Origin of the sequence: Rhodococcus sp. NPDC079359 (genome assembly GCF_040702585.1) — a bacterium.
Classification (GTDB): Bacteria; Actinomycetota; Actinomycetes; order Mycobacteriales; family Mycobacteriaceae; genus Rhodococcoides.
In genome coordinates, this window is sequence record NZ_JBFBLH010000016.1 from 12,917 (window position 1) to 35,327 (window position 22,411).

General features: G+C 66.1%; 23 protein-coding genes and 1 riboswitch. Of the genes, 10 read left to right on the forward strand and 13 right to left on the reverse strand.

The genetic code is table 11. The annotated features are described in order from the left end of the window. Window positions 1–51 precede the first annotated feature (51 nt). Entirely contained in the window at window positions 52–477 is a 426-nt protein-coding gene (locus tag AB0362_RS24760) for a VOC family protein (protein WP_317532565.1), read from the forward strand. Here the strand turns inward: AB0362_RS24760 and AB0362_RS24765 are convergent. Both AB0362_RS24765 and AB0362_RS24770 read right to left on the reverse strand, forming a co-directional pair. Continuing rightward, window positions 470–1,495 (reverse strand): AraC family transcriptional regulator ligand-binding domain-containing protein, encoded by a 1,026-nt coding sequence (locus AB0362_RS24765; RefSeq protein ID WP_317532566.1) that lies wholly within the window; start codon window positions 1,493–1,495, stop codon window positions 470–472. The genes AB0362_RS24760 and AB0362_RS24765 overlap by 8 nt on opposite strands. After that, on the reverse strand, window positions 1,492–2,664 hold the full coding sequence (locus tag AB0362_RS24770) for a pyridoxal phosphate-dependent aminotransferase (protein ID WP_317532567.1): 1,173 nt from the start codon (window positions 2,662–2,664) through the stop codon (window positions 1,492–1,494). The genes AB0362_RS24765 and AB0362_RS24770 overlap by 4 nt, the downstream gene beginning before the upstream one ends. Before the next feature lie 62 nt (window positions 2,665–2,726). Between AB0362_RS24770 and AB0362_RS24775 the strand changes: the two genes are divergently transcribed. Beyond that, window positions 2,727–3,713, forward strand: a complete 987-nt coding sequence (locus AB0362_RS24775) for an LLM class F420-dependent oxidoreductase (protein ID WP_317532568.1) — start codon at window positions 2,727–2,729, stop codon at window positions 3,711–3,713. A 16-nt stretch (window positions 3,714–3,729) separates the two neighbouring features. Here the strand turns inward: AB0362_RS24775 and AB0362_RS24780 are convergent, their stop codons facing one another. The 3 genes from AB0362_RS24780 to AB0362_RS24790 all read right to left on the reverse strand — a co-directional run bounded on the left by AB0362_RS24780 (window position 3,730) and on the right by AB0362_RS24790 (window position 8,473). Further along, window positions 3,730–4,398, reverse strand: coding sequence for a DUF3239 domain-containing protein (locus tag AB0362_RS24780; RefSeq protein ID WP_317532569.1), 669 nt, complete (start codon window positions 4,396–4,398; stop codon window positions 3,730–3,732). A gap of 39 nt (window positions 4,399–4,437) precedes the next feature. Continuing rightward, window positions 4,438–6,093: a DNA repair helicase XPB gene (locus tag AB0362_RS24785; protein ID WP_094639782.1), complete on the reverse strand. Its 1,656-nt coding sequence runs from the start codon at window positions 6,091–6,093 to the stop codon at window positions 4,438–4,440. Between the two features lie 88 nt (window positions 6,094–6,181). After that, window positions 6,182–8,473 (reverse strand): helicase-associated domain-containing protein, encoded by a 2,292-nt coding sequence (locus AB0362_RS24790; protein ID WP_149405029.1) that lies wholly within the window; start codon window positions 8,471–8,473, stop codon window positions 6,182–6,184. Window positions 8,474–8,534: 61 nt separating this feature from the next. On the opposite strand from AB0362_RS24790, the gene AB0362_RS24795 reads away from it, so the two are divergent. After that, window positions 8,535–8,723: a hypothetical protein gene (locus tag AB0362_RS24795; protein ID WP_008719333.1), complete on the forward strand. Its 189-nt coding sequence runs from the start codon at window positions 8,535–8,537 to the stop codon at window positions 8,721–8,723. A 79-nt stretch (window positions 8,724–8,802) separates the two neighbouring features. On the opposite strand, the gene AB0362_RS24800 is transcribed toward AB0362_RS24795, so the two are convergent. The 3 genes from AB0362_RS24800 to AB0362_RS24810 form a co-directional block, all read right to left on the reverse strand. Further along, window positions 8,803–9,414 carry a transglycosylase family protein gene (locus AB0362_RS24800; protein ID WP_317532570.1) on the reverse strand — a complete coding sequence of 204 codons (612 nt, stop codon included), beginning with the start codon at window positions 9,412–9,414 and terminating at the stop codon, window positions 8,803–8,805. Between the two features lie 8 nt (window positions 9,415–9,422). Continuing rightward, window positions 9,423–9,630: riboswitch (cyclic di-AMP (ydaO/yuaA leader) on the reverse strand. A 269-nt stretch (window positions 9,631–9,899) separates the two neighbouring features. Continuing rightward, window positions 9,900–10,274: a YccF domain-containing protein gene (locus AB0362_RS24805; RefSeq protein WP_037187421.1), complete on the reverse strand. Its 375-nt coding sequence runs from the start codon at window positions 10,272–10,274 to the stop codon at window positions 9,900–9,902. Window positions 10,275–10,276: 2 nt separating this feature from the next. Then, window positions 10,277–10,495, reverse strand: a complete 219-nt coding sequence (locus AB0362_RS24810) for a hypothetical protein (protein ID WP_082898830.1) — start codon at window positions 10,493–10,495, stop codon at window positions 10,277–10,279. 197 nt (window positions 10,496–10,692) lie between these two features. Between AB0362_RS24810 and AB0362_RS24815 the strand changes: the two genes are divergently transcribed. Beyond that, the gene (locus tag AB0362_RS24815; RefSeq protein ID WP_008719325.1) at window positions 10,693–11,109 is read left to right on the forward strand and encodes a cold-shock protein; all 417 of its coding nucleotides are present in this window, start codon (window positions 10,693–10,695) and stop codon (window positions 11,107–11,109) included. Window positions 11,110–11,122: 13 nt separating this feature from the next. Here the strand turns inward: AB0362_RS24815 and AB0362_RS24820 are convergent, their stop codons facing one another. The 3 genes from AB0362_RS24820 to AB0362_RS24830 are packed head-to-tail and all read right to left on the reverse strand — an operon-like array spanning window position 11,123 to window position 14,266. Continuing rightward, entirely contained in the window at window positions 11,123–11,635 is a 513-nt protein-coding gene (locus AB0362_RS24820) for a DUF2771 domain-containing protein (RefSeq protein WP_094639375.1), read from the reverse strand. Next, a complete protein-coding gene (locus tag AB0362_RS24825) occupies window positions 11,632–13,422 on the reverse strand; it encodes an MFS transporter (protein ID WP_317532571.1) in 1,791 nt (596 codons plus the stop codon). The genes AB0362_RS24820 and AB0362_RS24825 overlap by 4 nt, the downstream gene beginning before the upstream one ends. Window positions 13,423–13,426: 4 nt before the next feature. Further along, complete coding sequence (locus tag AB0362_RS24830; protein ID WP_317532572.1) at window positions 13,427–14,266, reverse strand: glutaminyl-peptide cyclotransferase; 840 nt, start codon at window positions 14,264–14,266, stop codon at window positions 13,427–13,429. 32 nt (window positions 14,267–14,298) lie between these two features. On the opposite strand from AB0362_RS24830, the gene AB0362_RS24835 reads away from it, so the two are divergent. Genes AB0362_RS24835 through AB0362_RS24845 form a run of 3 tightly spaced genes read left to right on the forward strand, consistent with a single transcriptional unit; the run spans window position 14,299 to window position 18,558 of the window. Then, window positions 14,299–15,291: a DUF3027 domain-containing protein gene (locus AB0362_RS24835; RefSeq protein ID WP_317532573.1), complete on the forward strand. Its 993-nt coding sequence runs from the start codon at window positions 14,299–14,301 to the stop codon at window positions 15,289–15,291. Beyond that, window positions 15,288–18,017, forward strand: a complete 2,730-nt coding sequence (locus AB0362_RS24840; protein ID WP_317532684.1) for an ATP-binding protein — start codon at window positions 15,288–15,290, stop codon at window positions 18,015–18,017. Before AB0362_RS24835 ends, AB0362_RS24840 begins: the two co-directional genes overlap by 4 nt. Continuing rightward, on the forward strand, window positions 18,007–18,558 hold the full coding sequence (locus tag AB0362_RS24845) for a phosphatase PAP2 family protein (RefSeq protein WP_317532574.1): 552 nt from the start codon (window positions 18,007–18,009) through the stop codon (window positions 18,556–18,558). Before AB0362_RS24840 ends, AB0362_RS24845 begins: the two co-directional genes overlap by 11 nt. Here AB0362_RS24845 and AB0362_RS24850 read toward each other — a convergent pair. Together AB0362_RS24850 and AB0362_RS24855 are read right to left on the reverse strand one after the other, a co-directional pair. After that, window positions 18,527–18,670: a hypothetical protein gene (locus AB0362_RS24850; protein WP_156516107.1), complete on the reverse strand. Its 144-nt coding sequence runs from the start codon at window positions 18,668–18,670 to the stop codon at window positions 18,527–18,529. The genes AB0362_RS24845 and AB0362_RS24850 overlap by 32 nt on opposite strands. Window positions 18,671–18,810: 140 nt before the next feature. Next, complete coding sequence (locus AB0362_RS24855) at window positions 18,811–19,050, reverse strand: DUF2530 domain-containing protein (protein ID WP_082898832.1); 240 nt, start codon at window positions 19,048–19,050, stop codon at window positions 18,811–18,813. Between the two features lie 84 nt (window positions 19,051–19,134). Between AB0362_RS24855 and AB0362_RS24860 the strand changes: the two genes are divergently transcribed. Genes AB0362_RS24860 through AB0362_RS24870 form a run of 3 tightly spaced genes read left to right on the forward strand, consistent with a single transcriptional unit; the run spans window position 19,135 to window position 22,405 of the window. Continuing rightward, window positions 19,135–20,586 (forward strand): NCS2 family permease, encoded by a 1,452-nt coding sequence (locus AB0362_RS24860; protein WP_068047858.1) that lies wholly within the window; start codon window positions 19,135–19,137, stop codon window positions 20,584–20,586. Between the two features lie 52 nt (window positions 20,587–20,638). Continuing rightward, entirely contained in the window at window positions 20,639–21,067 is a 429-nt protein-coding gene (locus AB0362_RS24865; protein ID WP_037188786.1) for a MarR family transcriptional regulator, read from the forward strand. Window positions 21,068–21,124: 57 nt separating this feature from the next. Next, window positions 21,125–22,405: an MFS transporter gene (locus AB0362_RS24870; RefSeq protein ID WP_366236221.1), complete on the forward strand. Its 1,281-nt coding sequence runs from the start codon at window positions 21,125–21,127 to the stop codon at window positions 22,403–22,405. The last annotated feature ends 6 nt before the right edge of the window (window positions 22,406–22,411 follow it).

Here is a 22,411-nt window from a genome sequence, read left to right on the forward strand (position 1 = left end):
CTGTATCGAACGTGTGTTCCCATTTCCAGTGTGCGGCGGTACCGTGCCGTCATGGGATATCGATTTCAGGTGGTCGTCGACAGTGCGAACCCGCATGCACTGGCGAAGTGGTGGGCGCAGACGCTGGGTTGGCAGTCCGAACCCAGCAACGAGGACTTCATTCGCGAGATGGTCGCCGCGGGGCATGCGCGCGAGGAGGACACGACCACTTTCGAGGGTGTTCTCGTGTGGCAGGCGGGCGCGGGAATCACCGATCCCGAGTCGCCCGACAGCCCGCGGGTGCTGTTCCAATCGGTGGCCGAGCCGAAGTCGGTGAAGAATCGGCTGCACCTCGACATCCGCGTCGGCGACGAGCGTGAATCGATGGTCACACAACTGGAAGCACGGGGCGCGTCGGTACTGCATCGAGGACATCAGGGCCCCAGTGTCTGGATCACCATGACCGATCCCGAGGGCAACGAGTTCTGCGTCAGCTGAGACGGTACGAGCCGGGGGTCTGGCCGGTCCATCGCTTGAAGGCTCGACGGAAGGCGCTGGGCTCGGAGAACCCCAACCTGGTCGAGATGTCGTCGACGCTGTCTCCGCGGCTCAAACCGGAAATCGCTGCATCGCGCAGCACTTCTTCTCGCAGTTGGTTGATGGAGGTGCCCTCCTGTCGGAGAATTCGGCGCAGGTGTGGCGGGCTGATGTTCAGCATCGCCGCGATTTCGTCGGTTCCCGGTGCGCCACCTTTGAATCCGGTTTCCAGGGCACGGCGAACCTGGCTCGACGCAGTGCTGTCGTAATCTCGGGACGAGAACAGCAGATTGGGCGACTCCGCGAGATACTCCGCCAGAGTCGCCTCGGTCTGCACGATCGGTGCCCGCATCACCGCGCTGTCGAATTCCAGTGTGGCGAGCTCGGTTCCGAACTCCACGTGGGTTCCGAAGATGGCGTCGTACATCTTTCCCGCCTCGGGGCCCGGTAGCGGGTAGGGCAGTTGCACCGACAGAAGCTTGACCCGGTTGCCGATGAGCCACGCCGCGAATCGGTGCAGCAGGATCAGCAGGAAGTCGGTCAGCAGTCGCTCGGCGAGTTCGTTGCCTTCCGGGCTCAGGTGGGTGGTGGGAGTGACGTGCACCGTCAGGACCGTGGATTCTTCGGTTCGATCGATCGTCATGGGGCGTACCGGTATCAGTACCCGCATGGTCTCGGACATTCGAATCAGTGCAGCCTGCAGGTTCTCGGTGTGTATCAGGGTCTGGCACACCACGCGAAAGCTCCCGCGCCGCACCGGTACTGCAGCGAGACCGAACAGTTCGTCGCCGGTCATCGTCCAGACCGCCTGGGTGAATGCGGTGACCTGCCGGGTGGTCAGACGCTCGGCCGGATTGTCGAGGATGGTGGATCCGATGCCGGCCATCGACAGCGGGTAGGTCAGGTCGACTCCGCTCCTCGTCGCGAGGTCGACGGCCTGCCTGACGAAGTAGGCCGGGATCGTCGGTTGCGCAGTCACAACTTTCGTAGCCTCTCGGCCGCGTCGGCGAGAACCTCGTCCTGCTTGCAGAAAGCGAAGCGCACCAACGACTTCCATGGAGCCGGCTCGTCGACGAACGCCGTGACCGGAACCGCCGCGACGCCCACCAGATCCGGCAGGGAGCGGCAGAACTCGTAGGCGTCACCGCGTCCGATCGGTGCGATGTCGGCACAGACGAAATACGTTCCTGCGCTGTACTTCACATCGGCACCTGTCGCTGCGAGAGCGGCCGAGAGTGTGTCTCGCTTGCGTTGCAGGCCGTCGCGCATCTGCGCTATCCACGCCTGCTCGTGCTCGAGCGCGTAGGCGACGGCCGGTTGGAAGGGAGTGCCGCCGACGAAGGTCATGAACTGTTTGGCCGCGCGGACGGCGTCGATCAATTCGGCAGGCCCCAGCGCCCAGCCCGTCTTCCATCCGGTGGCGTTGAAGGTTTTGGCGGCACTCGACACCGTGACGGTGCGCTCGAACATCCCGGGCAGTGTCGCGATCGGCGTGTGCACCGTGCCGTCGAAGGTGAGGTGCTCGTAGACCTCGTCGGTGAGGACCAGCAGATCGTGGGTGACGGCGATGTCGGCGATGCGGATCGTGGTGTCCCGGTCGAAGACCGTGCCGGTGGGGTTGTGCGGGGAATTGACGATCAGCATGCGCGTGCGGGGCCCGATGGCGCGTTCGAGGGCGTCGGTGTCGACGGTCCATCCGTTGCCGTCGGACACCAGTGGCACCGCGGTTCGAGTGGCACCGGCTAGTGCGATGGCGGCCGCGTAGGAGTCGTAGAACGGTTCGATCAGCAGGACGTCGTCACCTGACTCGATCAGGCCGAGAAGTGTCGCCGAGATCGCCTCGGTGGCACCGACGGTGACGAGTATCTGCGAATCGGGGTCGTAGCGCAGACCGAATCGGGCCGCCCTGTCGTCGGCGATGGCTGCCCGCAGCACCGGCATGCCAGGGCCGGGGGAGTACTGGTTGAGGCCGCTCGCGATGGCCTCACGCGCGGTCTCGAGCATGGCTGGTGGGCCGTCGGTGTCGGGGAAGCCCTGCCCGAGGTTGACGGCCTTCTTCTCGACGGCGAGTGCGGTCATCTCGGCGAAGATCGTCGACGCGAACGGGCGCAACCGTGCCACTGTGCGCGAGGGGAACAACTCGGACATTCCTGCAGCGTAGTTCACAGACGGGAACCGGTCTTTCGCCCTGCGTCTGTACTGTGCCTGTCATGCGATTCGGATTGTTCGTGCCACAGGGGTGGCGTCTCGATCTCGTCGGCATCGACCCTGCCCAGCACTGGAGTGCGATGCGCGATCACGCGCTCGCTGCCGAGGCCGGTTTGTGGGAATCCCTGTGGGTCTACGACCACTTCCACACCGTTCCCACCGCGACCGACGAGGCGACGCACGAGGCCTGGTCGCTGATGTCCGCTCTGGCCGCGACCACCTCGCGAATCCGGCTCGGCCAGATGTGCACCGCGATGTCGTACCGCAACCCGGCATACCTCGCCAAAGTTGCTGCCACAGTCGACATCATCTCCGGAGGCCGCGTCGAGATGGGCATCGGAGGCGGCTGGCACGAGCACGAGTTCCGCGCCTACGGCTATGGGTTCCCCTCTGCCGGAGAGCGATTGGGCAGGCTCGACGAGGGCGTGCAGATCTTCAAACAGGCATGGACGGCCGGAGAGGTCTTCCTGGACGGTAAGTACTACGAGATCGACGGTGCCGTGGTGCGGCCCCTGCCGTTGCAGGAGGGAGGCATCCCGCTGTGGATCGCGGGCGGCGGAGAGAAGGTGACTCTGAAGATCGCCGCGAAGTACGCGAACTACACCAACTTCGACGGAACCCCCACCGGTTTCGCCGCCAAATCCGCTCTGCTGCGCGAGCATTGCGCAGCGGTGGGTACCGACTTCGATGCCATCGTCCGGTCGGCGAACTACAACGTCGTCGTCGCGGAGACCGAGGCCGAGGTGGAAGACAAGCTGCGCGCCCTCGAGGCTCGTCTGACCGAGTACGTGGGTGCGGACAAGGCCCACAGCGCACTCGACGCGTACCGCGGCATGCCCGCAGTGGGAACTCCTGAGCAGATCGTGGAGAACCTGACGGCGCTGCAGGAACAAGGGATGACGTACGGCATCTTCTACTTCCCCGAAGCGGCCTACGAACGCTCCGGTATCGAACTCTTCGAGCGGGACGTGATCGCTGCACTGGCCTAGTGGGTCGCTGCAGGCTCTAGCGCAGGTCGTCGGGAAGATCCGCCGGGTCGATGAGCAGCTGCTGGTTCTTGGCCGTGCGGACCTTCTCCGACAGGCCGATGTTGGCGTGCAGCAACGCCCACTCGCCCTCGGTGATCTTCTCGACGGCGCGCGTGATGACCGCCGGATCGGTGGTTCCCCAGGCGATGGGCATCACCGAGGCCAACTGCCACGCTCGCCCTCCGGTGTTTCGGCCACGGTCCGCGAGAACCGACACGGCAGGGACCTGTGCGCCCCGCTCGACGGCGTGTCCGGGCAGGGCCCGGACGACGCGGGTGATCAGCACGTAATGCGGCTCGTCCACCTCGGGCTTCGCGATGTCGACCAGGGCCAGCAGTATCGCTCCACCCGGTAACTTCTCGGCCACCACCGCCGGCACCAGATCGCCTGCGGCATATTGCGATTCGATGGAACCCATCTTTCGGGGTGCCCACAGCATCACCCAGACCGAGGTGGCTGCGCCGATCAGGAACACCGCGCCGAGGATGTACGACCACGGGGCGGCGATCCAGACGAACCACGCTCCCAGTGCGATGAGGAACACGGCGGTGAGCGCTGCGGAGGCCCGCAACCGGCGAAGCTCGGTGAACGTCTCGTTGACCGACTTCGCGTGGGCTACGTCTACAGGGAACTCGAACTTGCGCACACAGGTATTCCTAGCACGGCACCGAGCCGACCCGAAGTCTCAGATCGCCGGACCGAGCAGATCGTCCGCGTCGGTGATGCGGTACGCGTAGCCCTGTTCGGCGAGGAAGCGCTGACGGTGGGCTGCGTACTCGGCGTCGAGGGTGTCGCGGGAGACCACCGAGTAGAAGTGGGCCTGACCACCGTCGTGCTTCGGCCGGAGCAGTCGGCCCAGGCGCTGAGCCTCTTCCTGCCTGGAGCCGAACGTTCCCGAAACCTGGACTGCCACAGAGGCTTCCGGAAGGTCGATCGAGAAGTTCGCCACCTTGCTCACCACGAGCGTCTGGATCTCGCCCTTGCGGAACGCGTCGAACAGCACTTCACGTTCCTTGTTCTTGGTCGAGCCCTGAATGACCGGAGCGTTCAGCGCTTCACCGAGCTCGTTCAACTGGTCGAGGTAGGCACCGATGACCAGCGTCGGAGCATCCTGGTGTTTGGCGAGGATCGATTTCACGACGGCGATCTTCGTGTGCGCCGTCGAGCACAGCTTGTAGCGCTCCTCGGGCTCGGCCACGGCGTACGACATGCGCTCGGCATCGGTGAGGGTGACGCGAACCTCGATGCACTCGGCCGGCGCGATCCAGCCCTGCGCCTCGATGTCCTTCCACGGTGCGTCGTAGCGCTTGGGCCCGATCAGCGAGAAGACGTCGCCCTCGCGGCCATCCTCGCGGACGAGCGTCGCGGTGAGGCCGAGGCGTCGACGCGACTGCAGATCGGCTGTCATGCGGAACACCGGCGCGGGGAGCAGATGCACCTCGTCGTAGATCACCAATCCCCAGTCGCGGGAATCGAAGAGCTCGAGGTGCTTGTACTCACCCTTGGTACGACGCGTGATCACCTGGTACGTGGCGATTGTCACAGGGCGAATCTCCTTGCGCTCTCCCGAATACTCGCCGATCTCCTCCTCGGTGAGCGAGGTGCGTGCAATGAGTTCGCGCTTCCACTGGCGACCGGCGACGGTGTTGGTGACCAGAATCAGCGTGGTGGCCTTGGCTCTGGCCATAGCGGCCGCGCCGACCATCGTCTTGCCTGCGCCACAGGGCAGTACGACGACTCCCGAGCCGCCGGCCCAGAACGAATCTGCTGCCATCTCCTGGTAGTCGCGCAGCGTCCAGTTGCCGCCCTCGGTGTCGAGCTCGATGGGGTGAGCTTCGCCGTCGACGTAGCCGGCGAGGTCCTCGGCAGGCCAGCCGATCTTGAGCAACATCTGCTTCACGTGGCCGCGCTCGCTCGGATGCACGATCACCGTGTCCTCGTCGACCATCGCGCCGAGCATGGGCGCAATCTTCTTGTGGCGCATCACCTCTGTGAGCACCGCGCGGTCCAGGCTGATCAGCACCAGGCCGTGCACCGGGCTCTTGACCAACTGCAACCGGCCGTAGCGCGCCATCGTGTCGACGATGTCGACCAGCAACGGCTGCGGCACCGCGTAACGCGAGAAATTCACCAGCGCGTCGACCACCTGTTCGGCGTCGTGGCCCGCGGCGCGTGCGTTCCACAGTGCCAGCGGGGTGATGCGATAGGTGTGCACGTGCTCGGGGGCACGTTCGAGCTCCGCGAACGGTGCGATGGCCGCCCGCGCTGCACCCGCGAGTTCGTGATCGACCTCGAGCAACAGCGTTTTGTCGGACTGGACGATCAGCGGGCCGTCGGTCACGGTTCCTCCTAGAGACATCTGCTGCGCCCGAAAGAGCGCAACTTCTCCATTGTCCACAGGTAGGGGCGTGCGTGCACGTGAGCCCGGTCTACTCGACCAATGCGACCGAGGTGATCCGATGCAGGGTGAAGCGCCGAACCCCACCGGTGGCGGGGTCGAACGCGTCGAGTTGGCCACCGCCGATGCTGATCGGATCGACGATGCGATGGGTTGCCACGCCCTGGGCGTCGACGTAGCCGATGCTCACGCTCCGTTTGACCTTCGCCGCGGTCTGCAGCAGCGTCATCGTCGCGGTGCTGCTGGCCCGAGACCCGTCGGCGCGCACCACGGCGCCGCCGTTGCCTGCCGCTCTGTCGGCAGCGCGCATCCCGCGCACCAACGAACCCAGCTGTTCCTCGGTGGGGACGGCCGGAGTGCGGAACGCCTGGCGTGGCCGCCGCGCCGACACCCTCGACCCGCGGGCACGCAGATCGACGATGGTGCCGGACGAGTCCTCGCCCGCAGGCGCGAATCCTGCTCCGCTCAGGACCGTCAGTACTTCGGCGAGCGGGGCCTGTGAGATCGCGACGGTCGGAGCCAGCGCTCGCAGGGCCAGCGATTCGGCTGCCGGGGACGCCATCACCTCGGCCAGCAGTGCCGGGTCCTCGCACCTGACGAACGACGCGGCGACGCCTGCGCGTAGGCGGCCGTGCCGACGAGCCACGTCGTCGATCAGGTAGGTCAGGGCCTGCGGAACCGGCGTTCTCGAGTGGGTGGCGAACAACGTGTGCAGCTCGGAGGCGGTCAGTCCCACATCGAGAGCGCGGCGCAGGCTGGTGTCGCTGATCCGGTACATAGTGGCCGCGCCCGCGGATTCCACGTCGGCGACCAGTTCGATTCGATCCTGCAGGTCCGGCTCGAGCGGGCCGGGTGCCACCAACGTGAGGTCGGCTTGCACCAGGACGTAGTCGATGGGCTCGGGCAGGGCAGCGCGCATGTCTGCCTCGGCATTGCCGTCGTGCAGCAGGGAGCGGCCCGGGGTCGAGATCGCCCCGCGGGCGACGATGCCGAGAGCGGTGGCTTCGGCGAGAACATGTCCGACGGGTGTGACGCCGAAGCGTCCGGACCACCGGGGTCGACGCCAGGCCAGGGTGCGGGCGAGGTCGGCGGGCTGCGCTGCGTGTCCACTGCCGAGTTCTGCGAGCAACTCCAGGATCATGCGTCGATCCCGCGGTGCGGCCGGAGAGCGGACTTCCTCGGACAGGGCGGCGATGGGTTTGTCGTTGGGGTCACGCATTCCGATGACCCAGGGTGCCCGCGGCACTTCGAGCCAGGCCGAGGCCAGGGTGTGCCAGCGCGCTGCCGGGGCGGCGGTGAGCCAGGCCTCGACCGCCGGTGTCGGGGCCCAGTAGTCGTCGCCGTTGTCGGACGCAGGAACCGGGTCCGGTGTTCCGCTCGAGATGAGGTGAGCGGCGGCCAGCAACTCGACGAGAACGCTCACTCGATCGTCGTCGAGGCCGGTGGCCTTGGTGATCTTGCGGAGCTCGCGTACTCCCAGTCCGCCGGCCTTCAGAGCGGGTGCAGGCGAAGCGGACAGTGCCTCGATCACCGCGACGCAGTGCCGACCCAGCTCCAGCGCCTCTCCTGCGGCAGCGGCGTCGACGTCGGCGAGCGAATACGTGTTGGTGTCGAGTTTGGGTTCGGCGAGCGAGCGCGGGTCCGACATCGGTTCGCCGCGCAGGATCTGGCCCACTTGGACGGGCAGCTCGACGGTTTGTTCGTCCAACCAGATCAGCAGACCTGCGGCGAGCAGCTTCTGGACGGGGCGATCCGGCGGCGTGCCCGGTGCTGCGTCGCGGGTGCGGCCGGTGGGGGACGATCTGGCGAGGGTGTCGAGAAGGCCGCGTTCGCCGTCACCGAGTTCGGCCAGGGCCGCGGTGATGTGGGCCTCGGTGAGGTTGTCCACCGGGTCGAGTGCGCGACCGATGCGCCACGGCACCGCGTCCGCCGCTGCGGCGCTGATGCGGAAGCCTGCTGCATCGCCCCACACCAGCAGGCGTTCGCGCAGCTGGGACAGTGCCTTGTCCACGCTCTTGGCCGGTGCGCGTTTGGCGACCACGGCCAGCAGCGCGGCGCGGGTGACGGGGCGCTCGTACGCCTCTTCGATGGCGAGGATCTCGAGAACCGTCAGAGCGAGGGTGTCGAGGGTGTCCGCGGTGTGCAGGATCGATCGGCGCTGCTCGGCCCGTCCGGCCAGTACGGCAAGGGATGCGGGCGGCGGCGCGGTCAGATCCGGACGCAGCGACATGGCCCTGATCAGCTCGGCGTCGCTGCGAGCTGCGATCCATCGAGGCAGATCCGGGGGCGTATCGGTGTGTCGGTGCGCAGTCGTGTCGGTCATCGTCTATCAGATTAGAGACCTGGGCTGGTGCTTGCCGCAGGGCAGGTGTCAAAATAGGCGCATGGTGAACAAGTCGAAGAAGCCCTATGTCGATCCAGGCTGGCCGGAAACCGCTCGCGGTGACCACGCGGTGACCGAACTCTCGTCCGCTCGCTCGGGTGGCTTGTCGCCCTTCGGCGAGGACACCGAGTTCCCGCTGCCCGTCGAAGACCTTCCCTACGCCCATCCTGTGACCGTGGTCAATCGCTAGCCGCGGCCCTCGAGCACGAAGAAGCCCCCGACAATCCGTCGGGGGCTTCTTTCGTACGAGCTGAACCGTCTCCGGGCGCTTACTGGGGCAGGAACGCCTTGTTGGCCTGGTAGAAGTTCACGATCTGAGGATCGAGCTGGATGCCCTGAGCCGCGTTCTGCACGAACGAGGCGATCTGCGGATCGTTGGTGAGGTTCTGTACGGCGGTGACGATGCCCTCGACGACCTCGGCCGAGTTGTCGACTGCCGGGATGGACGTCAGGTCGGGCAACGCGGGAACTTCCGGTGCCTTGGGGGTGACCGGAACACTGCGCTCGGTGGGCGCGCTGCTCAGGCCGAGGCTCGAGGAGCAGGACGGCCATGCGCCCCAGCCCTGCGAGTCGAGGACCTTCTCTGCGACTGCGATCTGCTCTTCACGGCTGGCCTGGTTGGCCGTGGCCGCGTACTGCTGGCCGCCGTGCGCGTTCCAGGTGCTGGGGGAGAACTGCAACCCACCCTGGTAGCCGTTGCCGGTGTTGATGCCCCAGTTGCCGCCGGCTTCACACTGTGCCAGGCGGTCCCAGTCGGAATCCGGTGCCGCGTTCGCGGTACCGGTGAAGGCGATGCTCGCGGTGCCCATGATGGCTCCGGTGACTGCGACCTTTGCGACGGTCTTGCCAGTGGTGCTCGGCTTGCGATGACGTCCGCTCATACGAGTTGAAATCCTCTCCACACGCGCCTGCGAGGTCAGCTGTCGGGTTCGGGCTGAGAGGTAGCCCGGCCGTCTCACACACTCCTGCGAGTGGGCAATTGGGCTTCACCCCAAGGGAAGTCGGTGCGGCTTCGTGAGTCGCTACAACTTCCCGGTTGTCCGTGGAGGACGTGGGTCCCCCGTCCTCGTCCCCTGGGTGATCGTCGAGGGTGTTCCGGTTCCCGCGGGACGAGGTTTGGCGCTGCGGGCCGGAATTCGGCCGAACTTTCCGGCCGCTGCTGACCGTACTGAAATTCCCGCCTTACGTCACTATTTGGTAACTGTCGATTTCGGGGCGTCGCCGAGAGCACATTTTGTACCTCTTTCGGGTCGCTCGAGTCGGCCCAGCTAGTGGACGTGCCGGGCATTGAACCTCTGTCCGTTGCCTGTCCGTTACCGGAGCGTGATGTGATGGAAGTCACATCGACGGGAACCGGTTCCGGAGGTCACCGAACGGCAACGATGTCCTTGCCGAGGGGCATCAGGGACACGGGGATCATCTTCAGGTTCGCGATCGCCAACGGGATGCCGATGATGGTGATCGCCATCGCGACGGCGGTGACCACGTGGGTCAGGGCCAGCCACCAACCGGCCAGAATCAGCCACAGCACGTTTCCGACGAGCGCACCGGATCCGGACCCCGGCTTGTCGACGATCGTCGACCCGAACGGCCACAGCGCGTAGACGCCGATGCGGAACGACGCGATGCCGAACGGAATGGTCACGATCAGGATGCACAGCAGCAGCCCGGCGAGGAAGTAGCCCAGTGCCAGCCACAGGCCGCCGAAGACCAGCCAGATGACGTTCAGTATCAACCGCATGGTCAGCGCGCCCGTCGTCCGGATGCCAGCGCGTACCCCAGCGCCAGCACGAAGCCGGTCGGCGCGGAGAACATGGCCGTCAGGTAGAGCCCGAGTGGGGGCTTCGCGTCGGAGAAGATCGGAAACATCAGGATCGCGACGATGGCGACGAGGCCGATCGCGAACAGGGCCAGCGCGATGCGCAGCAGAGCGGTGCTGCTCTTACGGGTCGTTGTGTCCACATCGACCACGGTAGTGCGAATCGCGACGCTGTGAAGAGCGCGGTGCGGTGAACAACTCGAATGCTCTATCCGGGCTCACCGCGCTAGACTGGTGTATTCGCGTCCTACGTCCTCGTGGGGCGCGAAACTTGTGCGGGCCGAACATCGGTCCCACGGACAACGCAACTGTCACAGCAACAGATGAACGGGTGAGCTCAGTGCCGACCGGCAAGGTGAAGTGGTACGACGTCGACAAGGGATTCGGATTCCTCTCGCAGGAGGAAGGCGAGGACGTCTACGTGCGTTCCTCGGCGCTGCCCGAGGGCGTCGAGGGCCTCAAAGCCGGTCAGCGAGTCGAGTTCGGGATGGCCGCAGGCCGTCGCGGACCGCAGGCGTTGAGCCTGAAGGTGCTCGAGCCGGCGCCGTCGGTGCGTCAGAACACCGGCAGCACCCGCCGCGAACCCGTCGAGCGCAAGCACACTCCCGACGAGCTGCACGGGATGGTCGAGGACATGATCACGCTGCTCGAAGCGACGGTGCAGCCCGAGCTCCGCAAGGGCAAGTACCCGGACCGCAAGATCGCGCAACGCATCTCCGAGGTGGTCCGGGCCGTCGCCCGCGAGCTCGACAGCTGATCTCGGGAACGACCTACGGCAGCGTGCCGATCGACCAGATGGCGTGGCTGACGAAGCCCTCCTGATTGGTGTCGGTGTCGATGATGCCGGTGGGCAGACGCACTTCGATCCCGAGCAGGGTTCGGCCGCTGTCGTCCGTGGTGGGCACCGTGACGCTGAGCCTGGTTCCCGGTTCGTTGAACGCGCTGTCCTCCACGACGTTTCCGCTGTCGTCGCCGTAGACCAGGGCGAGCACCCACGGTGCCGAGTAGACGGCCTCGGGAAGCGAGAGCTGCACCGTCGGGGCCTTGCCGACCTGGATCTCGGTTGTTTCTCCGACGTTGGTACACAGCGGGTCGCTGACGGCGCAGTACAGGTACGGCTCCACGTCGACGGCTCGCCCGTTGGCGTAGGCGGAGACGGTCGGTTCCTTGTCCGGCGCGTTCCCGATCAGCAGCGCGAGTACCGCGACGAACGCAACGGCGACGACGAGCAGACCTGCGGCGACCAGGGCCGCGATCTTCTTGGTGCGGGGAGCGAGATTCACTTGGTCACGTTTTCGCCGAAGGAACCGTCGGACACTTCTTGTTCGACGTGGTCGGGGCGGTTGCCGCCGAAGCCGGGCAGAAGTGATCTGCCGCGGTAGGTGAGGAATGTCTGCACGAGCCCGATCGTAAGCAACACCGAGACCACGGTGAAACCGAGCCAGTACTCGGTGGGGAGCAGCACGCCGAGCGTGCCGCCCAGGACCCAGCACAGCTGCATGACGGTTTCCGATCGGCCGAATCCCGACGCGATCGATTCCGGCGGCAGATCGGCCTGCAGGGACGCGTCGAGGGAGACCTTGGCGAGTGCACTGGCGCTCGACGCGACGAGCGCTGCCACCGCTGCGGTGAGCAGGCTGTCGGTGACCGCGGCGACGACGGCCACGACCGTGACTGCGAGGGTGCAGCGAAGAACCACCAGGGACGGCCGGCCGAGCTTGATCCTGGCTCCGAGCGCGTTGCCCGAGAAGTTGCCGAGACCGGCGGCGGCTCCGACGAGTCCGAGCATCGCGGCCTGCTGAAGCGGCTCGTGTTCGGTACGGGATTTGGCGACGAACGCGATGTAGAGCGTCAGGAAGCCGGTGAGAATCCGGATGGTGCCGTTGCCCCAGAGCCCGACGATGACCGCCCGGCCCAAGGGCTGTCTGCGGTTCTTGGCGCTGCTCGACGCCGGGGGCGACGGGGGCGTGCGGCGGAGGTTCTCGGTGGGAGCCCCGCTTCCGGCGTAATCGCGATCACCGTGCTGATCGGCGTGGTAACTCAAGGTTGCGGGCACTTCACCCTCGGTGATCTCCACCCAGGACGGAATGCGCATGCTCAGGTAGGCACCGAGCACGGTGATCGCGGCGACGAACCACAGGGCTCCCGGCGAACCCGCGACGAATGCGATGCCGCCGGCGACCGCCCCGGCCGCGATGGTGCCGCCGAGCAGACCGAACACCGTCAGACGTGAGTTGACGCGGACCAGGTCGATCTCCGGCGGCAGTACCCGTGGAGTCACCGCGCTCTTGAGCACCGCAAAAGACTTGCTCAGGACGAGCATGCCGAGCGCGGCCGGATACAACACCCAGCTGTCGAAGTTGAACACCAGCACCACCGCCAACACGGTGCGCAACCCGAAGGACGTGGCGAGCGCGATGCGTCGGCCCTGCTGCAATCGGTCCAGCAGCGGACCGATGAGCGGGGCGATCAACGCGAACGGCGCGATGGTGATGACGAGATACAGCGCGACCTTGGTCTTGTCCTCACCGGTGGCGGCGGAGAAGAAGAGCGTGTTGGCCAATGCGATCGCCAACGCGGCATCCGATGCGAAGTTCGCCATGGTCGCGTACGTGAGTGCTGTCAGACCGGACTTGTCGGCACCGTCGGCCTTCGCGGCTCGCTGAAACGATGCGATTCCCTTGCCGGTCAGCTCGCGTCCACGCATGGCGGCGACGCGGGTGACGGTCAGCTTCTTGGGCATCGGCGGCGGCTTGCGTGCGCCGGCCTTGCCGCGTGCCGCGGTGATCTGCTCGGTACGCGGCGGGTGCAACGGCGGCAACGGCTCGCGGCGGCTCGGAACATGGGCAGTCACAGGAGTTGCGGCCGGGTAGTTGGCCAGACCGGGGTGCTCGAGTGGGTCAGGAGCGGAGCCTGCGGAGTGACCGGGTCGGTCAGGAGTGGAGCCTGCGGAGTGACCGGGTCGGTCAGGAGCATCGTTCTGCTCGGGGTCGTGAGCGGAGCCCGCGGAGTGATCCTGGTGTGGGTCGTCCGCACCCGGTGGGGTGTGGGGGAGACGTGGATCGGTCACGGTGTCAATTCTGTCCTACCGGCGCGGTATCGGTGAATCGCACCTCGAAGATCGTGGGCCAGTATTTGCCGGTCACGAGAAACCGGTCGGTGCCGGGGATCTGCGCGATGCCGTTGAACACGTCGGCACCCCCTCGTTGGGAGTCCGACATCGAATCCCACAGTGGGGTGCCGTCGATGACGGCCGTCACCGCGCCGGTCTCGGAGTCGATGCGCATGATGTCGAACGTCTGCCACACGTTGGCGTACACCGATCCGTCGTCGGCGCATTCGAGTTCGTTGAGGCGCTCCACCGGATTGCCGTCGAGTGTGACGTTCACGGTGCCCTCGGCCTCGAACGACGTGGGGTCGCGGAAGGTGAGGGTCGACGAGCCGTCGCTCATGACGAGGCGGTTGTCCGGCGTCTGCGTGCACAGCCCCCAGCCTTCGCCCTCGTAGTTCACTCGGCGTCGTTCTGTCAGAGTGTCCCGGTCTCGGGCGATCGCGACACCGTCCTGCCAGGTGATCTGCCACAGCGTGTCGCCGTCGACGGTGATGCCTTCGCCGAACAGGTCGGACGGCAGATCCACGCGATCGAGTTCGGTCATGGTCTCGAGCGACGTCCGCCTGACGAACGAGGAGCCTTCCAATCCGGTGCCCTCGTAGAGCACGTCGCCGTCGATCTCGAAGCCCTGAGTGAATGCGTCGTTGCCACGGTCGTATTCGCGCAGGATCTCGGTGGTCAGTGTCGGAACCGAGTCGGACGTCACCGGGGTCGGCTGCGTCGTCGACGAACAGGCGGACACGGCCAGCAGCGAGGCCACGAGGGCAGCGTAGGTGCGAGCACGGACGGTCATTGCACCCATGATGGCAGCCCGAACTGGGCGTCACCGAGCCGATGCGGCAAACTGAATGTGTGAGTTTCGTATCTTCTCCAGAGCTCGATTCCATCCGCCCCGTCTTGGCCGATGCCGTGGACCTCGCGCGGCAGGCTCTGCTCGACCTGGGAGAGGGCGGTATCGGCGAGTACCTCGGGGTCACCGCCGAAGACGCCAGCGCGGCCACGCACCGGTTCGCCAGCGATCTCGAGGGGTACCGCGGATGGCAGTGGGCCGTCGTGGTCGCCGCCCCGGAGGACGCGGATCACGCCACGGTCAGTGAGCTGGTTCTGCTGCCGGGCCCCGACGCTCTCGTGGCACCGACCTGGGTGCCCTGGGACGAGCGCATCCGTCCCGGCGACCTGGGCCCCGGCGATCTGCTGTCTCCGCGCCAGGACGATCCCCGGCTCGTTCCCGGGTACGTCGAATCCGGTGACCCCGCCATCGACGAGGTGGCGGGCGAGATCGGCCTCGGCCGAAGCAAGGTCATCAGCCTCGAAGGACGCCTCGACGCCGCGCAGCGTTGGCACGACGGCGACTTCGGGCCCGATACCGAGATGGCCAAGGCTGCGCCGTCGACCTGCGGGCTGTGTGGCTTCTACCTCCCCATCGCCGGGTCGATGTCCGCCGCATTCGGGGTGTGCGGCAACGAATTCGCGGCCGACGGACACGTGGTGCACGCCGAGTACGGCTGCGGAGCTCATTCGGACACCGAACTCCCCACCGGAGCCGGATCGCCGCAATTCGAGCCGTACGACGACGCGGCACTCGACGTCATCGCGTCGCCGGTCGCTCCGGTCGAGCCTGCTGCTGTTGCCGAGACAACCGACGGCGTCGAGACGGCCGACACGGACGAGGCTGCCCCGGAGGCGTCGGTGACTCCACAAGAGACTGCCTCCGAAGAGCCGGCTGACGAGGTCGTTGCGGTCGACGAGGCCGAACCCGTCGCCGATGATGCGTCGAGCACGACCGATCGTGCTGCGCAGGAAGAAGCTTCGGCATCTCCGAGCTGATCGATCCGTTCGACACCGGGTCGCTGCGGGAGTCGATTCTCGCGGCGTGGGGTTCTTCTCCCACCCGGCTTCGGGAGGACTCGGCGTCCGAGTCCGATCTGGTGCGCGGGGGTTACCGCGATCGTCTGTTGACCGAGCTGGCGCAGAACGCGGCGGACGCCGCGCAGCGCGCCGGCGTCCCGGGTCGGCTGGCCGTGTGGACCGATGAGTTCGGTGCTCTGCATGTCGCCAATACCGGTGCAGCGCTCGATGTCTCGGGCGTGCACGCCCTCACGGCGCTGCGGGCCTCGGCCAAGGGCTCGACGGACCCGGGCGTCGGGCAGTTCGGGGTCGGGTTCACCGCAGTGCGTTCGGTGTCCGACGAGATCGAGCTGCGTTCCCGTGGCGGCGGCGTGGCGTTCAGCGCACGGCGCACGCTCGAGGCGATGACCGAGCGAGGCATGCCCTTGCCTGACACCGGCGCGCCGGTGCTGCGGCTCGCATGGCCGGTCGTGGATTCGCCGGCCGACGGCTTCGACACCGAGATCGTGTTGACATTGCGAGCCGATGTGGCGGCGGATTCGTTCGCGGCAGGATTTGTGGACGAGGCCGTCGACCTGCTGCTCGAACTGGAGGCGTTGAACTCCATCGAGATCGACGGCGTCGTGATCGACTGCAGCAGAACCGAATTGGACGACCATTCGTCCGAGATCACGATCGGTGCGCGAACCTGGCGGCAGTTCACCACCCCGGCCGCCCGTTGGCTCGCTCCGGTCGTCGACGGTCTGCCCGTTCCCGCGGCGCCCGATGTGTTACGCGCTCCGACTCGTTCGGACGAGCTACTGTCGTTGCCCGCGTTGGTCATTGCCGATGTGCCGATGCAGCCCGATCGGCGACGCGTGTTGCCAGGTGTCTCGTTCGACGCGGTAGCGCACGGGTACGTGGACTTCGTGGCCTCGCTACCTGCCGCATCCAGGGTGTCGTTCGTGCCCGAGGTCGGATTCGCCCGCAGTGAGGTCGACGGCGCACTGCGTGAACTCGTGTTTCGTCGACTGTCCTGCGCACCATGGCTTCCCGGTGTCGACGCCCGCGATCTGGTGCCCGAGCGGGCGAACGTCGTCGCCGACGCCACCGAGGAACTCACCGAGGTGCTGACAGGTGTCGTACCCGATCTGGTCGACGCATCACTGTCGGGTGCACGACATGCGTCGGCGCTCGCGGCAGTGGGTGTGCACCGAATCGGGTTGGCGAGGCTGGCGGAGATGGTCGGTGGGCTCGATCGCGAGCCGAGTTGGTGGCGGCGACTGTTCGACGCGTTGGCCCCACTCGTGGTCGACGGTGTGGCTGCGGAAGAGCTTGCTGCGCTGCCTGTTCCACTCGCGGACGGTCGCACGGTGACCGGTCCGCGGACGACGGCGATCGGCTCCGACGCCTCGGCTGCGGTCACCTGGGTCAGGTTGGTGCACCCGGAGTCGGTGAGTCCGCTGCTGTCGCGTCTGGGTGCCCGCGACGCGACTGCGACCGAGCTGCTCACCGACCCGGCGCTCGAGGCTGCGCTGGACGATCTCGACTGGGACGAGAGCGAGGAGGTCGACGGTCTGGTCTCGGCCGTGCTCGCGCTGGCGGCAGAGGCGGGCGAACTACCCGGTTGGCTCGGCGGTCTGCCCCTCGAAGACGACGAGGGTGAATTGCGCAGCGCCGACGAATTGTTGCTTCCCGGAGCGCCGTTGGCGGATCTGCTGATACAGGATTCGCCGTTCGGTGTGCTCGCGCCTGCGGTGGTGGCCAGGTTCGGTGAGCGGGCGCTGCGAGCAGTGGGCGTCGGGTGGGGGTTCTCGGTGGTGCGTGACGAACTGCCGACCGGGCCGGATCACGATCTCGACGACGAGTCCGCATGGTGGTCGAGTCTGTCCGAGGAGCCGGAAACACTCCTCGCGGTTCGCGATCTCGACCTCGTTCGATCGGACGGCTGGTTCGATGCGCTGACCGTACTGTTGGACGACCCGAGCACCCGTGCGGCACTGGCCGATCGGGACGGCTACACCGCGTGGTGGATCGGACGCCATGCGCGAGTGCATGGTTCGCGTCCGATGAGCTTTCGGGCACCGTCGGACGAGACGTTCGCCGGGTTGCTCGATCCACTGGATCATCCGCGTGCCGACGAACTACAGGCGGTGCTCAGCGCGTCGATCTGCGACAGCGCCGATACTGCTCGCGTGCTGCTGGCAGCGCTGTCGGATCCACAGCGGAGTCCGACCCCTGCGGTGATCGCGCGAACCCACACGCTCATCGCCACCGCTGTGGTGGAGCGGCGCATCGAGGTCTCGGACATCGATCCCCCGGATCGTGTCCGCACGCTCGGCGGCGCAGTCGTGGACGCATCGGATGCGCTGGTGATCGACGCCCCGTGGCTGGCGAGCGTTGTACCACCGGAGGTCGCCGTGCTCTCGGACATGGACACCGCTGCGGCCCTGGCCGACGTTCTCGACATCAGGTCTGCGTCGGAGGCGATCAGCGGAGAAGTGCTGGGAGTGGGACGGGTCAGCTCCTGGGATCGTGAACCCGGAGCCGTATCGGCCTGTGCGGTCATGGGATTACCGCTGCCGTCCGGCGGGGTGGTGGTGCATCGCGAACTCGTGGTGCGGCTGTCCGGTGACGTGAGCGGCGAGCGGACAGTCCCGTGGTGGGTGACCGCTGATGGAACGGTCCATTGCACGGAAAGTTGGGAGCGACCTCGTGGGGTTTGACGGTGTGATCCTGGACTGGATGGTCGAGCATCGAGTCGGGTGGGTCACGACGATGTTCTGGATCATCACCACGCTCGGCAACACGGTGTCGATGTTTCTGCTGTCCGCGGTGGGCGTCGTTGCGTTGCTTCGCGTCGGACGCAGATCGGATGCCGTCGTGATCGCGGGCGCGATGCTGACCGGATGGGGTCTGATGAATGCGCTGAAGTTCGCGTTCGCGCGGGAGCGTCCACCGCTTCCGGAGCGGCTGGTGGACATTGCGAGCCATTCGTTTCCGTCGGGCCACGCGACGATGTCGATGGTGCTTGCCACGGTGGCGATCGCGGTGATGCTGCGATCGTCCACTCCGTGGCTGCATCGGCCGGTACTGCTCGTGTTACCTGTGGTCGCGTCCCTGCTGATCGGATTCTCTCGGATCTACCTGGGTGCGCACTGGACCACGGATGTGCTGGCCGGCTGGGTGTTCGGTGCCCTGTGGGGGCTGGGTTGGATCTATGCCGTCAGGCTGATCAGCGCGAGAAATCCGAGCGCTGTGCGATGACGAGCAGCTCGTCGCGCATGGCCGGGCTGGAGACAGCGTTGGCGCGTGCGTAGAGGGCGCGGAGCGAGCGGACGTGGTTGCGGCGAGTGCGGTACTGAGAGACGAGCTTCATGGCCTGGCTTTCGTGGATCAAGAGGTTGTTTTATCTGACATAACCCATGGTCCACGTTAACTTTGTGTTACTCAACCGGTTGAGGGGTTAGTTTGCCCACGTCAGAGACCTGTGGTGACCGGGCTAACGTGATTCTGATCTCAATCGAGGCCGCGTTGGGCGGTTTTGCTCCCGCGACGTGACGCCGCTCTCTGCATCAGGAAGATTCCGAACCCTACGGCACCGACTGCGATGCCGCACCAACACGTGGCCAGTGCGTCGCCGCCCCCACCTCCGGTGGCGGTGAACACCACCAGCGCGAGGATCCAGCCGAGGATGCCGATCGCCAACACCGGCACCGGATCGGTGAGGCTGCGCGGAATCTGGGGGAGGTCGGCCACGAAACTCAAGTTACGCCACTGCTGCGTGTCTCGGCTGCGCCGTTGCGGTTACCCAAGTGCTTCGGTGTGCTTTATCGTTCGCTCATGCAATTGTCGTCGCGGCTACTCGACAACTACTTCAAGATCACCGAACGAGGCTCGACGGTCGGATCCGAGGTCCGAGGAGGAGTGGTCACCTTCGTGGCCATGGCCTACATCGTCGTCCTCAATCCGCTGATCCTGGGCAGCTTCTCCGCCGACGACGCGGCCGCCAAGACCGACGTGCTCGGCAACATCCTGCCGGTCGCCCAGGTCGCCGCCGTGACAGCGCTGGTGGCCGGATTCATGAGCATCGCGTTCGGCATCATCGCCAACTATCCCTTCGGCATCGCAGCAGGCCTGGGTATCAACACACTGCTCGCCGTGACGATCGCACCGCAGGTGACGTGGCCCGAGGCGATGGGGCTGGTCGTGATCGACGGCATCATCATCGTTCTTCTGGCGGTGACCGGATTCCGCACCGCGGTGTTCAACGCGATCCCGGCCGAGCTCAAGGCTGCGATCGCCGCCGGCATCGGCGCGTTCATCGCCTTCATCGGACTGGTCGACTCCGGGTTCGTTCGCCGCATCCCCGACGCCGCGGGCACGACGGTTCCCGTCGGGCTCGGCATCGACGGGTCCATCGCGTCGTGGCCGACGGTGATCTTCGTGTTCGGGTTGTTGCTGATGGGTGTGCTGGTGGTGCGCAAGGTGCGCGGAGGTCTGCTGATCGGCATCGTGGTGACGACGGTGCTGGCGGCGATCGTCGAGGCCGTCACCGACGTGGGTCCGTCGAACGGCGTCGACCCCAAGGGCTGGAACCTGTCGGTTCCGCAGCTGCCCACCGAGTTGATTCAGTCTCCCGATCTGTCGTTGGTGGGCAACGTCGATCTGTTCGGAGCGTTCACGCGCATCGGCGTGCTCGCCGCCAGCCTGCTGGTGTTCACGCTCGTGCTCGCGAACTTCTTCGACGCGATGGGCACGATGACCGGTCTGGGCAAGGAAGCGAAACTGGACAAGGACGGGAAACTGCCGAACATCGGCAAGGCCCTGGTCGTCGAAGGGGCCGGAGCCATCGTGGGTGGTGGTGCGTCGGCGTCGTCGAACACCGTGTTCGTCGAATCGGCTTCCGGAATCGCCGAGGGTGCGCGTACCGGACTGGCCAACGTCGTCACCGGATTGCTCTTCCTGTTGGCCATGTTCTTCACCCCTCTCACGGCCGTCGTTCCGATCGAAGCGGCCGCTCCGGCACTGGTCGTGGTGGGTGCGCTGATGATCGGGCAGGTTCTCGACATCGACTTCCGGCGCTTCGATTACGCGTTGCCTGCCTTCCTGACCATCGTGGTGATGCCCTTCACCTACTCCATCGCCAACGGGATCGGCGTCGGTTTCATCACCTGGGTGATACTCGCCGTCGGCTCCGGTCGGGCTAAGTCGGTCCATCCCCTGTTGTGGATCGTGGCGTTGCTGTTCGTCGCATATTTCGCCGTCGGACCCATCACCGAGGCGGTTACATGATGCAGGGTCGGTTCCAGGGCGTATTCTCTGCGCTGTGACGTCGGGAAATGTAATGAAGGACAATCGGGAATTGGCAAGCGACCTGTCGCTTGCGGTGGTGAGGCTGACTCGCCACCTTCGGGGTAGGCGAGTGGACTCGCAAGTCTCGCTCACTCAGCTGTCGGCTCTGGCCACGCTGAGTCGGGAGGGTGACATGACGCCGGGTGCTTTGGCCGCGCGAGAGAAGGTACAACCGCCGTCGATGACGCGGGTGATCGCATCGTTGGCCGAACTCGGCCTGGTGGCGCGCACCCCACATCCCACCGACGGGCGGCAGGTGATCGTCTCGCTGTCACCGGCCGGTCGAGAACTGATCGCCGACGAGGCCAGCGCCCGTGAAGCGTGGATGACCGCGCAGCTCGCAGGCCTCGGACCCGAGCAGCTCGACACACTCCGTGACGCGGTGACGATCATCGGGGCCCTCGTGAGCGACTCCGAGTAGTTACCTAGGTTTATTATCTGAACGGTGGCCCCTGTTTCCCGTACCTCCGGCTCGACGATGTTCGCCGCCCTGAAGACTCACAACTACCGATTGTGGGCGTCGGGGCAGATCGTCTCGCTGGTCGGCACGTGGATGCAGCGGGTTGCTCAGGACTGGCTCGTTCTGACGCTGTCCGGCGGCAACGGCTTCGCCGTCGGTATCGTCATGGCCCTGCAGTTCGGGCCGACACTGTTCCTCTCGGTCTGGGGTGGGGTCCTGGCAGACCGATACGACAAGCGCAAGCTGCTCATGATCACCCAGGTCTTCGCCGCGGTATGCGGTCTGGTGCTCGGCGTGCTCGGCGTGCTCGACGTCGGGGGGATGGTCGAGCTGTGGCACGTCTACGTCATCGCGTTCATCCTCGGCTGCTCGTCCGCGATCGACGCTCCGGTGCGGCAGTCGTTCACCATCGAGATGGTCGGCAAAGAGACCCTCGCCAATGCGATCGCGTTGAACTCGATGACCTTCAACATGGCGCGCATCGTCGGGCCTGCCGTGTCCGGAGTGCTCATCACCCTCGTCGGCACCGGCTGGGTGTTCCTCATCAATGCCGTGTCGTTCGCGGCGGTGTTCGGTGCCCTCGTGGCGATGAACGTCGGTCAGCTCTTCCGCGTCGAACCGACCCCACGCGCCAAAGGGCAGGTGCGCGAGGGGTTTCGGTACGTCTGGGGGCGCGGTGATCTACGAGTACTGCTGGCCACGGTCTTCATGGTCTCGACGTTCGGCCTCAACTTTCCGCTGAGCCTGTCGGTGTTGGCGCGCAACACGTTCGGTAGCGGAGCGGACGCCTACGGACTGCTTTCGACGACGCTGGCGGTCGGTACCTTGGCCGGAGCGACTCTGGCTGCCCGGCGGGCGAGCGCGCCGCGACTGCGGCTCTTCATCGGTGCCGTCATCGCATTCGGTGCCTTCGAGTTGATCGTCGGGTTGATGCCCAACTACCTGCTCGTCGCGCTGCTGCTGATACCCACCGGTGCCCTGACTTTGACGTTCACGACGTCGGCGATGAACATTCTGCAGATGTCGGTGCCGTCCGACATGCGCGGACGCGTGATGGGCATCTACATGCTGTGCTTCCTCGGCGGCACTCCGCTGGGCAGTCCGGTTCTCGGTTGGCTCGCCGACGCCTTGGATCCGCGGGCACCGTTGCTGTTCGGCGGGGCCATCTCTCTGGCGACCGGCCTCTTCGCGGCCGTGTATCTACTGCGGCACAACAATTTGCGGATCACCGTGGTACGGCCCGCTGACGGTCATCGGCTCCCCACCCTCGATACCGTCGCCGTGAGCACGAAGGTGTGAGGGTGA

Excerpts from the sequence above, each read along its gene's own strand:
- AB0362_RS24760 (WP_317532565.1), top strand. The coding sequence starts at position 52 with ATGGGATATCGATTTCAGGTGGTCGTCGACAGTGCGAACCCGCATGCA.
- AB0362_RS24770 (WP_317532567.1), bottom strand. The coding sequence starts at position 2,664 with ATGTCCGAGTTGTTCCCCTCGCGCACAGTGGCACGGTTGCGCCCGTTC.
- AB0362_RS24775 (WP_317532568.1), top strand. The coding sequence starts at position 2,727 with ATGCGATTCGGATTGTTCGTGCCACAGGGGTGGCGTCTCGATCTCGTC.
- AB0362_RS24790 (WP_149405029.1), bottom strand. The coding sequence starts at position 8,473 with ATGACCGACACGACTGCGCACCGACACACCGATACGCCCCCGGATCTG.
- AB0362_RS24795 (WP_008719333.1), top strand. The coding sequence starts at position 8,535 with ATGGTGAACAAGTCGAAGAAGCCCTATGTCGATCCAGGCTGGCCGGAA.
- AB0362_RS24800 (WP_317532570.1), bottom strand. The coding sequence starts at position 9,414 with ATGAGCGGACGTCATCGCAAGCCGAGCACCACTGGCAAGACCGTCGCA.
- AB0362_RS24805 (WP_037187421.1), bottom strand. The coding sequence starts at position 10,274 with ATGCGGTTGATACTGAACGTCATCTGGCTGGTCTTCGGCGGCCTGTGG.
- AB0362_RS24830 (WP_317532572.1), bottom strand. The coding sequence starts at position 14,266 with ATGGGTGCAATGACCGTCCGTGCTCGCACCTACGCTGCCCTCGTGGCC.
- AB0362_RS24835 (WP_317532573.1), top strand. The coding sequence starts at position 14,299 with ATGCGGCAAACTGAATGTGTGAGTTTCGTATCTTCTCCAGAGCTCGAT.
- AB0362_RS24850 (WP_156516107.1), bottom strand. The coding sequence starts at position 18,670 with ATGAAGCTCGTCTCTCAGTACCGCACTCGCCGCAACCACGTCCGCTCG.
- AB0362_RS24860 (WP_068047858.1), top strand. The coding sequence starts at position 19,135 with ATGCAATTGTCGTCGCGGCTACTCGACAACTACTTCAAGATCACCGAA.
- AB0362_RS24865 (WP_037188786.1), top strand. The coding sequence starts at position 20,639 with ATGAAGGACAATCGGGAATTGGCAAGCGACCTGTCGCTTGCGGTGGTG.
- AB0362_RS24870 (WP_366236221.1), top strand. The coding sequence starts at position 21,125 with ATGTTCGCCGCCCTGAAGACTCACAACTACCGATTGTGGGCGTCGGGG.